General features: G+C 74.3%; 10 protein-coding genes. 8 read left to right on the forward strand and 2 right to left on the reverse strand.

Going from position 1 to position 13,077, the window contains the following annotated elements; translation table 11 throughout:
- Positions 1 to 26 precede the first annotated feature (26 nt).
- Positions 27 to 629 (forward strand): DUF4232 domain-containing protein, encoded by a 603-nt coding sequence (locus tag ACIA3K_RS08875; RefSeq protein ID WP_396800010.1) that lies wholly within the window; start codon positions 27 to 29, stop codon positions 627 to 629.
- On the opposite strand, the gene ACIA3K_RS08880 is transcribed toward ACIA3K_RS08875, so the two are convergent.
- A complete protein-coding gene (locus ACIA3K_RS08880; RefSeq protein ID WP_355050919.1) occupies positions 619 to 1,485 on the reverse strand; it encodes an ABC transporter permease subunit in 867 nt (288 codons plus the stop codon). The genes ACIA3K_RS08875 and ACIA3K_RS08880 overlap by 11 nt on opposite strands.
- Positions 1,485 to 4,349, reverse strand: a complete 2,865-nt coding sequence (locus tag ACIA3K_RS08885) for an alpha/beta fold hydrolase (RefSeq protein WP_396800011.1) — start codon at positions 4,347 to 4,349, stop codon at positions 1,485 to 1,487. Before ACIA3K_RS08885 ends, ACIA3K_RS08880 begins: the two co-directional genes overlap by 1 nt.
- A 374-nt stretch (positions 4,350 to 4,723) precedes the next feature.
- Between ACIA3K_RS08885 and ACIA3K_RS08890 the strand changes: the two genes are divergently transcribed.
- Genes ACIA3K_RS08890 through ACIA3K_RS08920 form a run of 7 tightly spaced genes read left to right on the forward strand, consistent with a single transcriptional unit; the run spans position 4,724 to position 13,035 of the window.
- On the forward strand, positions 4,724 to 5,896 hold the full coding sequence (locus ACIA3K_RS08890; protein WP_396800013.1) for a hypothetical protein: 1,173 nt from the start codon (positions 4,724 to 4,726) through the stop codon (positions 5,894 to 5,896).
- On the forward strand, positions 5,883 to 8,570 hold the full coding sequence (locus ACIA3K_RS08895) for a nitrate- and nitrite sensing domain-containing protein (protein ID WP_396800015.1): 2,688 nt from the start codon (positions 5,883 to 5,885) through the stop codon (positions 8,568 to 8,570). The genes ACIA3K_RS08890 and ACIA3K_RS08895 overlap by 14 nt, the downstream gene beginning before the upstream one ends.
- Positions 8,567 to 9,040 (forward strand): roadblock/LC7 domain-containing protein, encoded by a 474-nt coding sequence (locus ACIA3K_RS08900; protein WP_396800016.1) that lies wholly within the window; start codon positions 8,567 to 8,569, stop codon positions 9,038 to 9,040. The genes ACIA3K_RS08895 and ACIA3K_RS08900 overlap by 4 nt, the downstream gene beginning before the upstream one ends.
- On the forward strand, positions 9,037 to 9,519 hold the full coding sequence (locus ACIA3K_RS08905) for a DUF742 domain-containing protein (protein ID WP_396800018.1): 483 nt from the start codon (positions 9,037 to 9,039) through the stop codon (positions 9,517 to 9,519). The genes ACIA3K_RS08900 and ACIA3K_RS08905 overlap by 4 nt, the downstream gene beginning before the upstream one ends.
- Positions 9,497 to 10,252 (forward strand): GTP-binding protein, encoded by a 756-nt coding sequence (locus ACIA3K_RS08910; protein WP_396800019.1) that lies wholly within the window; start codon positions 9,497 to 9,499, stop codon positions 10,250 to 10,252. Before ACIA3K_RS08905 ends, ACIA3K_RS08910 begins: the two co-directional genes overlap by 23 nt.
- A 38-nt stretch (positions 10,253 to 10,290) precedes the next feature.
- Positions 10,291 to 10,800, forward strand: a complete 510-nt coding sequence (locus ACIA3K_RS08915) for a hypothetical protein (RefSeq protein ID WP_396800020.1) — start codon at positions 10,291 to 10,293, stop codon at positions 10,798 to 10,800.
- A gap of 36 nt (positions 10,801 to 10,836) precedes the next feature.
- Positions 10,837 to 13,035 carry an AAA family ATPase gene (locus tag ACIA3K_RS08920; protein WP_396800021.1) on the forward strand — a complete coding sequence of 733 codons (2,199 nt, stop codon included), beginning with the start codon at positions 10,837 to 10,839 and terminating at the stop codon, positions 13,033 to 13,035.
- Positions 13,036 to 13,077 lie beyond the last annotated feature (42 nt).

The following is a 13,077-nucleotide window of genomic DNA, read 5'->3' on the forward strand; positions in this document are numbered from 1 at the left end:
CCACCTCGGTGCGCGAGGATCGCGGGATGATCTTCCGGAATTCCATCGGGCGACGGGTCGGCGCGGCGACCATGCTGGTTCTCGCGCTCAGCGCTTGCGTCCCCCGCGATCACGCCGGGCAGGGCGGGGACCCGACCGGCCCACCTCCCGCAGCCGCTCCCAGCGCGAGCGCGTCGGCGAGCACGGCCCCGGTGGCCGAGTGCCTGCCATCCGGGGTCCGGATCCGGTCGACCGGTGGGGACGCCGCGATGGGGCTGCGCGCCCTCGGCCTGGAGCTTGTCAACTGCGGTGACCGCCCGTACCGCCTGAACGGGTACCCGACGGTGTGGGTCCTCGACGAGCAGCGCAAGCCGATCATCCTGGCGGTGCAGAACGGGGCGAAGGACATCACGTCGGGCTACGACCAGCCGCCCCGCGAGATCACCCTCGCACCCGGCGAACGGGCCATCGCCAGCGTCCTCTGGCGCAACCTGGTCACCGACTCGACGGTGGTCGCCACCGACGGGGCGTACCTGTCGGTGGCGCCCGCCGCCGGTCAGCCGGCCGAGGAGGTCGACCCGCACGGCCCGGTCGACGTGGGCAACACCGGACGGATCGGCGTCAGCGCCTGGCGGACGCCTACGACGTGATGTCCTTGCGGGTGAAGCGCCAGAACGCCAACCCCCAGAACAGCGTCGCGTAGCTGATCGCCGAGATGGTGCCGCGCACCACGTCGTCGGTCTGCACCGGGGTGGACAGCAACCCGAGCCAGGCGGTGCTGAAGTGGGTGGGCAGGAAGTCCCGCAGCCCGCCCAGGGCGGTGATCTGGTCCAGGATGCTGGACAGGATCCACAGCAGGACCGCTCCGCCGACCGCGCCCAGCGCGGCGTCCGTCGTCACCGACAGCAGGAACGCCAGGCCGGCCACCACCAGGAGTACGACCGCCAGGTAGCCGAGCACGGCCAGCAACCGGAGCAGCCCCTCGCCCGGCTCCAGCTCGGCTGCCACCGTGCTGCGCAGCGGCGACCAGCCGTAGCGCAGGGTGCCCGCGAGCAGGGCGGTGCCGGCCAACAACACCAGGGCCAGTCCCGAGTACGCGAGCGCGACCACCAGCTTCACCGTCAACAGCCGTGCCCGGGGCACCGGGATCGCCAGCAGGTAGCGCAGACTCCCCCAGCTCGCCTCGCTGGCCACCGTGTCGCCGCAGAACAGCGCGACGACCACCACCAGCAGGAACGACGCCGACACGAAGATCGAGAAGAGGGTGAAGTTGAGCCCGCCCGAGGTGGCCAGGTCGACAAGGCTCGCGAACTCGTTGTTGCCGTTGTCGTCGTCGCCGCCGGAGTTGAACTGGAAGGCGATCAGAATGATCAGCGGCAGCAGCACCATGAACCCGAGCGCCAGTTGGGTCCGCCGCCGGGACGCCTGCCGGCGGAACTCCGCCGCGAAGGGCAGGGTGGCCGACGGCCGGTAACCCCGGGCCTCGCCCGCGTCGACAACAGCCATCACCGGTCACCGCTTCCCCGAGAGTTCTCGCCCACCAGGGCGAGGAACGCGTCTTCCAGCCGTCGCCGGGGCACCACCCGGTCCACCCCGATGCCGGCGCGCACCAGCTCCGCCACCACCTCGCTGCGGGCCGTGCCGTTGGTGTCGACGACCAGTTGCCCGTCGCTCTCCGGCAACACCCGTACGCCGTGCAGCCGGTCCAGCACCGCCCGCGCCGCCTCCGGATCGGTGACGTCGAACAGCACGCTCGGCGACTCGCCCACGATCTCCTGGACCGGCCCGGAGGCAACGATCCGACCCTTGTTGACCACCACGGCGTGCGTGCAGGTCTGCTCCACCTCGGCCAGCAGGTGACTGGAGACCAGCACCGCCCGGCCGTCGGTGGCGTACCGCTGCAGGACCCGGCGCATCTCGGCGATCTGCGGCGGGTCGAGCCCGTCGGTCGGCTCGTCCAGCACCAGCAACTCGGGTAGGCCCAGCATGGCCTGGGCGATGGCGAGCCGCTGGCGCATGCCGTGGCTGTAGTTCTTGATTTTCCGGTGCACCGAGTCGCCCAGACCGGCGATCTCCAACGCCTCGTCGAAGTGCGCGTCCTCGGCCGGGCGCCCGGTGGCCCGCCAGTACGCCCGCAGGTTCGCCAGGCCGGAGAGGTGTGGCAGGAATCCCGGCCCCTCCACCAGCGCGCCGATGCGGGACAGCACCGGCGAGCCGGGCACCAGCCGGCGGCCGAACACGTAGATCTCCCCGGCGGTCGGCTGGGTCAGCCCCATCAGCACCCGCAGGGTGGTGGTCTTGCCCGCGCCGTTGGGACCCAGCAGGCCCACCACCTGACCCGGATGTACCTCGAAGTCCACGTTCGACACCGCCACGAACCCGTCCGCGTACTCCTTGCGCAGCGCGCGTACGGCCAGCGGCGTGTCCGCGTACTCCGGATGCACCGAGCGGTCCTGGCGGCGATGCCGGCGGCGGACGACGGCGACGACCACGACGAGCCCGATCAGGATGGCGGCGAGCAGGCCGGCGAGCACCCAGCGCCAGACGGTCGCCGCGGTGGGGATCGGCTCGCCGTCGACCGTGGGCAGGCTGACCGCGCCGTCCGCGGCCACCGTGTAGACGGTGGGCGCGGCGGGGGTGGTGTACGCCTGGTCGGAGCTGGCGACCACCAGGCGCAGCCGGTGCCCCGCCTCGATCCGGCGGACGATCCCGGGCAGCGTCACCGTTACCGGGCGGGCGTCCTGCACCCGCTGCGGCAGACCGGTGAGGCGGATCGGCGCGACCAGGCCGTTCGGCAGGGTCGCCGCGCCGTCCTTGTCGACGTCGTACAGCTTGACGAAGAGGACCGCCTCCCCGGTCGGCGAGGCGGCCCGCACGGTCACGGTGGGCGCGCCGGCCACGTCGACCGCCTCGGTCAGCGGCGTCGACTCGAAGCGCGCGTGCTGGCCGGGCACGTCGCCGGCCACCCCGTCGAGCAGCGAGGCGAGACCGCCGGCGAACGGAATCGAGGAGATGGCGGCCGGGTTGCCGTTCGGCGGGTTCGCGATCGGCTGCGCCGGTCCGGCGACCACCACCTCCCGGCGGGCGTTGCCGGCGAGGCCGGGGTAGTCGGCGCGGCGGAAACCGGTGGCGACCAGGCCCCGGTCCAGCGCGTCGAAGCCGGCGATCCGGGACCAGGTGAAGTCGTCGCCGGGGGCGTCGCCCTCGCCCTTGACGTAGTGGTCGAGCCACTGGACGGTCAGGAACTTCACCCGGTCGGAGTCCGAGCGCGGTCCACTGCCGCCGTCGTGCCCGCCGGTGAACCACGCGACCCGCACCGGGGTGCCGGCGGCGGCGATCCCCCTGGCGTTCGCGTCCGCCTCGCCGAGCGGAAAGAGCGTGTCCGCCTCGCCCTGCACCAACAGGGTGGGCGCCTTGATCCGGTCCAGCACACCGGCCGGGCTGGACCGGCGCAGCAGGTCGACGGCCGCCTGGTCGGCCCGGCCAGCGGTGGCGATGCGCAGGTACGCGGCGCACACGTCGGCCGCGAACCGCCCGCAGGACGGGTCGGCGGCACCGGCCGGTAGGCCACCGGGCGCGGTTCCGGGACCCGAGCCCGGGCCCGGGCTCGGTGGGCCGGCGGACGCCGGCGCTCCTTCCGGCTGGGCGGCGGTCGTACCGGCGAGCCCAGCCGGGCCGCTGCCCACGTTGCCCCCGCCGCCGAAGAAGAGGCCGGCCCAGCCCTTCTTGAACACGCCCTCGGTCGGCGCCCCGCCGGTGCTCTCCGGCAGGAAGGCGCGGGACAGGTCGTTCCAGGTGATCATGGGGACGATCGCGTCCACCCGGCGGTCCTGCGCGGCCAGCAGCAGCGCCAGGCCGCCGCCGTACGAGCCGCCGACCACGCCGACCTTCGGGTCGCCGGGGGCGTCGGTCCGCACCTCGGGCCGGGCGGCGAGCCAGTCCAGCAGCCGCTGGGCGTCGCGCACCTCGTAGTCCGGGTTGTCCAGGTGGATCTCGCCGCCGCTGCGGCCGAAGCCCCGCGCGGTCCAGGTGAGCACCGCGTAGCCGCGTCCGGCGAACTCCTCCGCGTCCGAGCGCACCGACTCCTTCGTGCCGCCGAAGCCGTGCGCCAGCAGGACCGCGGGGACCTTCCGGCCGGACGACGCGCCGGACGGGAGGTACAGGGTGGTGTCCAGGTCCACGGGCGCGTCGCCGGACGGTCCGGAGCGGACGGTGAGCATCGCGCTCTGGGTGCGTACATCCGATCCCTGCGGCCACACCGCCCAGGTCACGGCGGCAGCCAGCAGCACGACGACCGCCGCTGCGGCGATCGCGCGGCGGCGGGTGGGCAGGGCACGCCGGAACCACGCGGCCGGCGACGGCGATCTCATGCGGCACACGGTACGGCTCGCAGCCTGAGCGTTGGCTGAGATCCGCCGTACGTCCGTCCGGTTGCCCCGATCGGTGATCCGGTCTAGTGCGACCGAGCATCAGGCGTGGCGGGCCAGTGAGTTGAGTTCGGATCCCGTGAATTCCGATCTTTCGCGGATATCACCCTCGATGCCTTCATGTCACACCATCGAATCGGACAGAGCGTGCCCGGAACCCTGACGAACGGTGACATCGCTCGAACTGACGCAAACCTGACTCGTCGCAACCGGCCAGCTCGCCTGGGGGTTCGATTAGTTTTCCGGTCCGGTGGACGGGACTTGTCGGCGAACCCGACACCGCGCCGATCCCCGCCCGACGCCGGAGGAGACACACCATGACAGTCCCCGCGCCGCGGGCCCGTCGACGAACGTCCATGCTCGGCCGATCGCTGCCGTTGCTGCTTCTCGTCGCGCTGCTCGCGCCGGTCGGCACGCTCTTCGCGTCCACCTGGCGACACACCGGCGACGATCGGAGCCTGGCCGACCGGGAGCGACTCGGCGTGGAGTACCTCCGCGCGCTGGCCCCGGTCACCGAGACACTGGTGGAGGCCCAGACCACCGCCGTCGCCGGCCGCCCCGTCCCGGGCGAGCCCCTGACCCGCGCCGTCGAGCAGGCCGCCGCGGTGGACGCCCGCATCGGCGGAGAACTGCGCACGCAGGAACGGTGGGCCGGGCTGCGGGCCAAACTGGAGGCGCTGCGCGACCGCAGCCCCGCCGACCCGGAGGCCGCCTACACCGCGTACGGCGAGGTCACCGACCTGCTGCTCGCCCTGCACCGCAAGGTCCGGGAGAGCTCGGGGCTGGGCCGTGACCCGGGCGCCGACTCGTTCTTCCTTCAGGACAGCGCCGGCCAGGAGCTGCCCGAGGCGGTGGTGGGCGCCGGCCGGCTCGCCGACCTGGGTGTCCTCGCCGCTCGACGACCGGCCGCCGAACGGCCCCGGAGCCTGATGGAGATGACCGGCCTGCGGGTGGCCGCCCTGGCGCCCGCGACCGACGTGGTCGACAACCTGCGTTCCGCCGTGGACAACTCGGAGAGCACCGACCTGGGCGCCAACGTGCTGACCCCGCTCGACGCCTACCAGCGGTCGGTGGAGGCGATGGCCCTGTACTCGACGCCGAGCGCCTCCGGAACGGTGGACCAGGGCCAATTGGCCGCCACCGCGCTCAACTCGCGCAACGCCGCCCGGCAGCTTCAGCCCGTCATCCTCGGCGAGCTGGACACCCTGCTCACCGAACGGATCGACGGGTTGGCCCGGGACCGGTGGCTGGCCGCCGGTGCGGCCGGGGTGGCCGCACTGGTGCTGATCTGGCTCGCCGTACTGCTGATCGCCACCGACCGGCGGACACGCCGCCGGGCCACCGCGCCGGACGCCACGACCCCGGCCACCCCGCCGCCCGGCGACCCCTGGCAGCCACCGGCCGCGACCGACCTCCGACCGCTGCAACCGGTGGGCGCGGCCCACGAGCCGGTAGCCGAACAGTGGGGGCCCTTCGATGCTGCTCGCTAAGCTCCGGATCCGCGGGAAGCTCGCGCTGCTCGTGGTGATTCCCCTGCTGAGCATGGTCGGCCTCGCGGTGCCCGTGGTGCTCGACCGGGTGGCCGCCGCCCAACGCGCCGCCGACATCACCGACCAGGTACGGCTCGCCAGCCGGGTCGGCAGCCTCGTCCAGGACCTCCAGCAGGAGCGCATCCTGTCGATCGGCTTCCTCCTCGGCCGGGTCGAACGCTCCGAGGTGATCCGCAAGGCGGCCGACGTGGACGACCGGGTGGCCGACCTTCGGGCCGACGGCGGCGACGCGCTGACCGAGCAGGTCGACCACGCGCTCAACGGGGTGTCCCGGCTGGGTGACCTGCGCAGGGCGGTACTTGCCCGCGGCGCGAACCCCGGCCAGGTGATGGACGCCTTCGGCCCGGTCAACCGGGAGTTGATCGGATCGCTGCGGCTGGTCTTCAGTGTGGACACCGAGACGTTGCCCGGCCGCCAGGTGCTCGCCCTGGACGGGCTGCTCCGGGCCGACGAGGGCATCGGCTCCTGCGCCACGCTGAGCATCCTCGTCAAGGCGATCGGCACTCCGGACACCACCGCCGGCTACGTGGCGTGCATCGCGGCCCTCCAGGTCGACAACGCGCGCTTCCGCAGCCTGATCACGCCCGAGCAGCTCAAGGTGGCCCAGCTCAACGACGCCGCCGTGGCCGCGCGTACCAGCCCCGACTTCCTGATCACCAGCGCCCGGGACCCGGCCGGCGCGGTCCGCGACGTGCCGATGGAGGCACTGTTCCCGGCCGTCCGCACGATGATCCGGCTCGGCCAGTTCGTCGAGAAGAAGATCGTCGCCGACGTACTCGCCGAGGTGAAGGCCGACCAGCGGCGCGCGCTCACCGCCGCCTACCTGGTGGCTGGCGCGGCGGCGCTGATCCTGGCGCTGGTGGTGCTGCTCAGCGCGGCGGTGGCGCGTACGGTGGCCCGTCCGCTGACCCAGCTCACCCGCTCCGCCGACCGGGTCGCCCGGGTCGCGGAGGCGGAGCTCGTCCGGGTCACCGACGACGAGGCGGAGAGCGTCCAGTCGGTCCGGTTGCAACCGGTGGTCATCTCCTCCAGCGACGAGATCGGTGACCTGGCCCGGGCGTTCGACCGGGTGCAGAACACCGCCGCCCAGTTGGTCGAGCGGCAGATCGCCGGCCGGCGCAACGTGGCGCAGATGTTCGGGCACGTCGGACGGCGTACCCAGAACCTGGTGAGCCGGCAGCTCGCGCTGATCGACCGGCTGGAGCAGCAGGAGGCCGACGCGGGCCGGTTGGAGCACCTGTACCGGCTCGACCACATCTCCAGCCGGCTGCGGCGTAACGCCGGCAGCCTCGTGGTGCTCTCCGGCTCGGCCGGCGCCGACGCGCACACGGCGCCGGTTCCGCTGGCCGACGTGGTGCGATTGGCGCTCGGCGAGATCGAGGACTACACCCGCGTCGACGTCCAGGTGCCGGCGGGTGTCGCCGCCGCGCCGGCCATCGTCGGCGACCTCGTCCTGGCGCTGGCCGAGCTGATGGAGAACGCGACGGTCTTCTCCCCGCCGCACACCCGGGTCGTGGTGACCGGCGAGACGTCCGGGCTGGGTGCCCGGATCACCGTGGTGGACCACGGCATCGGCATGAACGAGCAGCGGCTCGCCGAGGAGAACGCCCGGCTCACCCGGCGGGAACGTCTCGACCTCGCGCCGACCGAGGTGCTCGGCCTCTTCGTGGTGGGCCGGCTGGCTCGCCGCCACGGCTGGGAGGTGCGTCTCGCCGCCACCGTCGGCGGCGGGGTGACCGCTCAGGTGGAGATCCCCCAGGCGTCACTGGTGCTGCGTCGCGCCGACCGGGCCGGGGCGACGGTCGCCCGGGCCGCCGTACCGGACCGGGGACGACGGCTGGCTCTCGACTCCACCCGGGGCGCCCGTGCCCGGGGCGCCGTCGCGGCGCCGGCCACCGCCGCCGCGCCGGCCGTCGCCGCAGCCGCCGCAGTGCCACCGTCCAGCTTCGACACGGACCTGCTCAGCCGGGCCACCCGCAGCCTGGAGTCCGGCGAGTCCTGGGACGCCTTCGGCGCTCGGGAGTCGGCGGACGCCGCCGCGACCGCCCGTACGACACCGCAACCCGCGGCCGTCGCGCAGAGCGCCACCACGGCGGGGACATCCGCCGGCCCCCGGATCCGGCAGCGGGTGCCCGGCGCGAGCCTCGCCGCGACCGCCGCTCCCACCCGGCCGGTCGACGCCACCAGCGCCGACCCGGACGCCGCCCGCGCGCTGGTCGAGGCGTTCCAGTCCGGTGTACGCCGGGCCGAGTCGAGCGTTCCGCCCGCCGATGGCCCCGGCGGGAACTGGTCGATGCGGACGGTCACCGACCCGCCCGCGAGCGCGGGGCCCACGGTGACGGATTCCGGCGCTACCGTCGACCTGCCCACCACCCCGGGCGGCTTCGGCCCGACCGTGGCGGACACCGGCGGCACCAACCGGGGCCGTCCCCGGCTGAGCCGGCGCGTGCCCGGCGCGAACCTGACGGTCTCACCGCCCAACCCACCAGCCAGCCCGCAGCTCGGCGACCCGGCCGAGGTGCGCAGCCTCATCACCGAGTTCGAGGCGGGCGTCGCCCGCGCTCTCCGCGAAGTCAGCCCAGATCGTCGGAACGAAGAAGGATCATCACGGTGACCAGCCCCTTCCTGCACGACAACGTCGACCAGACCCAGCCGGCCACCGCCGGGGACCTCAGCCCCGAGGCCCGCACGTTCAACTGGCTGCTGGACTCCTTCACCTCCAGCACGGCCGGGGTGTTGGAGGCGATCGCGGTCTCCTCGGACGGGCTGCTGATGGCCATGTCGGCCATCAAGGACCGCTCCAACGCGGAGCGCCTGGCCGCCGTGGTCTCCGGCATGACCAGCCTCGCCGGGGGCGCGGCCAGTTGGTACGCGCTCGGCGGCCTCAACCGGGTGATCGTCGACATGGCCGACGGATACCTGTTGATCAGCGCCATCAGCAGCGGTTCCGTGCTGGGTGTCGTCGCCGACCGCTCGGCGAACCTGGGCACCGTCGCGTACGAGATGACGCTCTTCGCCGGCCGGGCCGGCGGCGCGCTCACCCCGCGCCTGATCGCCGAGCTGAAGAACGCCGTTCAGCAGTGACTCCCGACGTCGCCGGCGAGGATCCGGACCCGGAGCCCGGGGTACGGATCCGCCCCTACCTGCGCACGCCGCACCCGGGTGGGGGCGGCGCGTCGGCGGCGCCGGAGCCGACGCCGGCTCCGGACGACAGTGGCCCGGCCGGTCTGCGGCCGTTCGTGCTCACCGCCGGGCGGGTGGCCGGCGCTGATCCGGCGATCGGACTCGAGACGCAGGTGACCCGCTCCGACGTCGCCCGCTGGACGGGCACGCCGGTCAGCCTGCTGGCACCGGAGCTCCAGGCGATCATCGCGCTCTGCGCCGAACCGATCTCGGTGGCCGAGATCTCCGCCCGGGCCCGGCTGCAGTTCGGCGTGACCCGGGTGCTGGTGGGCGACCTGCGGGCCGCCGGGCACCTGGACGTGCACCTCACCGACGCCAACGACGCCTACGACCCCGACCTCATCCTGCGAGTGATTGATGGACTTCGTGCGATCTCCTGAATGGCCGGTCGCCCCGATCGGGGGTCTCGCCGGCAACAGCGCCACCGCCCGCTACGGCGCGGCCGCGAGCACTCCTGGAGCGTCCGGGCGGGCCAGCGCGCCGCCGCCGACCGGGCCGCCGCCGCCGTACCGGCCGCCGGCCGACACGGGACCGACCAGCCGTCCGTCGGCCGCGCCACCCGTACCGGTCAAGATCCTCGTTGCCGGCGGGTTCGGGGTGGGCAAGACCACCACGGTCGGCGCGATCTCGGAGATCGCGCCGCTGACCACCGAGGCCGAGATGACCAGCGCCGGCATCGGCGTGGACGACCCGGGCGTACGGTCGAACAAGACCACGACCACGGTGGCGATGGACTTCGGTTGTGTGACCATCGACCGCAGCCTGAAGCTCTATCTGTTCGGCACGCCGGGGCAGTCCCGCTTCGGCTTCATGTGGGACGACCTCGCCCGGGGCGCGCTCGGCGCGCTCGTGGTCGTCGACAGCGCACGACTGGACGACTGCTTCCCGGCGATCGACTTCTTCGAGCGGGCCGGTCTGCCGTTCGTGGTGGGAGTCAACGCGTTCGACGGGCGACTGGCACTGGAACTCGGCGAGATCCGTTGGGCGCTGGCCATCGGCGACCACGTACCCCTGGTGCAGTTCGACGCCCGGGACCGACTCTCGGTGCGGGACGCCCTGCTGGTCGTCCTGGACCGCGCGTTGGACCGGGCCACCCGGGACAGGAAGGCCTGAGCCGACCGGCTCCGGCCGTGGCGGGAAGGGGTGATCTGGTGAGGGGCGACCTGGACGAGACGCTGGCCCGGCTGGCCCGGCGCGAGGAGGCGCTGCGCCGGCGGGCCGACGACCGGGACGGCACCACGCCACCGCCGGGCCCGACCGCCGAGCCGGGCGTCACCGCGCCGGCCCGCAACGCCGGGCCAGCCCGGCACGCGGAACGGCACGACCCCGCCGACGACGCCGAGTGGGGGCCGGTCGAGGAGGTGACCGAGGCGGTACGCCAGGTCGTCGGCGCGTACCCCGGGCTGACGGTGACCGTCCGGGTGGAGCACGACGGCCGGACGTACCCGTTGCGGGTCTCCTGGGACGGCCCGGACGTGACGGTCGGCCCGGAGCCGCCGGTGGCCCCGCTGGAACCCCCGCCGTCCTGGCCGCTCTCCGGGCGGACCGTCCCGGCGTGGGCGCCCGGCCCGGACGGGTTGACGCCGGACCCGGCGGCCCGCCTGGCGGAGCTGATCCGGCGCGACCCGTCGCTGCTCGACGAGTTGGATCCGCGGCGCTGAACGACGTGGCCGGCTGACGGGTACTACGGTCGGGCGGTGGCCCCACCCGACCTGACCCTGACGGCGAGCCTTCGACCGGCCGCGCTGGACGCCCGACGGGGCATCGTGCGGCTGCACCCGGAGGCGCTGACCGCGCTGGGCCTGCGCCCGGGCTCGCCGGTGCGGCTGACGGGTCGCCGGGAGACCGCGGGAATCGTGGCGGCGGCCGGGGCGGGCGCGAGCAGCGCCCTGCTCTACGCCGACGACCTGACGCTCGGCAACCTGGGCGTACGGGATGGCGCGTCGGTGCGCGTCTCGCCGCTGCCGCTGACCCCGGCGGCCCGGGTCATCCTGGCCGGGCCGGTGGAGGTCATCGCGGCGGTCAGCCCGGAGATGCTCCGGCTCGCCCTGCTCGGCAAGGTGGTCACCGCCGGCGACGACGTCTCGCTGCTGCCGCAGGACGTGCTGCCGGACGCGTCGACGCGCGGTCTCGTCGAGGCGGCCCGGCGCAGCCTCGCCACCAGCGTCGGCTTCGCCTGGACGAGCACCCTGCTCACCGTGGTCACCGTCGAGGAGTCCGCCGGGTCGCTGGTCACCATGGACACGGTGGTCGCCTGGGAACACGGTCCGGCCACCCGCGGCACGCCACCACCGGCCCGGCAGCCCGGGACGGTCGACGCCGTCGAGGAGGCGGACGCGCCGGACGTGGACGAGCTGCCGGGGTTGCGCGCCCAGGCGGACGAGTTGACCGAACTCCTCGACCTCGGCTTCCACCACCGGGAGGTGCTGGGTCGGCTGGGCACCACCGTCTCGCTGGGCGTGCTGCTCTCCGGGCCGGCCGGCTCCGGGAAGTCGGCGCTGGTCCGGGCGGTGGCGGCCCGGGTGGGTGCCCGCGTACACCCGCTGTGGGCGCCCGAGGTGGTCGCGCTGGCCGACCAGGCCGCCGCCGACCGACTGCGCGCCACCGCGACGGGGGCCCGGGCCGGCGGGCCGGCGGTGCTGCTGGTCACCGACGTGGAGGCCCTGGCCCCGGCGGACGAGCCCGGCCCGCTGGCCACGGTGTTCCGGCAGGTGCTCGCGGAGGTCGTCCGGGCGGGGGCCGCCGTGGTCTGCACCACCAGCCGGCCGGAGGCCGTCGACGTGGCGCTGCGCGCGCCGGACCTGCTGTCGTTGCGGATCAGCGTGCCGCTGCCCGACGCGCCCCTGCGCCGCGAACAGCTCACGGTGCTGACCCGGCAGGTCCCGCTCGCCGACGACGTACGGCTGGACGAGGTGGCCGGCCGTACCCCCGGGTTCGTCGCGGCGGACCTGGCCGCGCTGGTCCGGGAGGCCGGGGTACGCGCGGCGCTGCGGCAGAAGTCCGCGTCGACGCCCACGGTGTCGATGGCCGACTTCACCGCCGCCCTGGAGGTGGTCCGACCGACGACGATGGCCGCGTCGACGTTGGAGTTGGCGTCGGTGACGCTCGACGACGTCGGCGGACTGGACGAGGTCAAGCAGACGTTGACCGAGTCGGTGCTGTGGCCGTTGACCTACCCGGACACCTTCGCCCGCCTCGGCGTGCAGCCACCGCGCGGCGTGCTGCTCTACGGGCCGCCCGGCTGCGGCAAGACGTACCTGGTCACCGCGCTCGCCGGGTCGGGCCGGGCGAACGTGCTCTCGGTCAAGGGCGCGGAACTGCTCTCCAAGTGGGTGGGCGAGAGCGAACGCGCCGTCCGCGAGCTGTTCCGCCGGGCCCGGGAGGCCGCGCCGACGCTGATCTTCCTGGACGAGGTCGACGCGTTGGCCCCGGTACGCGGGCAGGCCACCGACGGCGGCACCACGGATCGGGTGGTCGCGGCGCTGCTCACCGAGCTGGACGGGGTGGAGGCGCTGCGCAACGTGGTGGTCGTCGGCGCCACGAACCGGCCGGACCTGGTCGACCCGGCGCTGCTGCGGCCCGGCCGGCTGGGGCGGCTGGTCTACGTGCCGCCACCGGATGGTCCGGCCCGCGCGGAGATCCTGCGGGCCGCGTCCCGGAACGTGCCGCTGGCATCCGACGTCGACCTGGCCGCCCTCGGCGCGGAACTGGACGGCTTCTCGGCCGCGGACTGCGCCGCCGTGATCCGGGAGGCGGCACTCGCCGCGATGCGGGAGTCGCTGGCCGCCGCCACCATCACCGCCGCGCACGTCGCCACCGCGCGGGACCGCGTCCGCCCGTCGCTGGACCCGGCCCAGGTCGCCTGGCTGGCCGCGTACGCCGCCGAGCGGGACTAGGCGCCACTCCAACCTTCCGGGGTACGCGGAGCGTTACGAGGG

Source organism: Micromonospora sp. NPDC051543 (assembly GCF_044454415.1).
In the GTDB taxonomy this organism is placed as follows: Bacteria; Actinomycetota; Actinomycetes; order Mycobacteriales; family Micromonosporaceae; genus Micromonospora.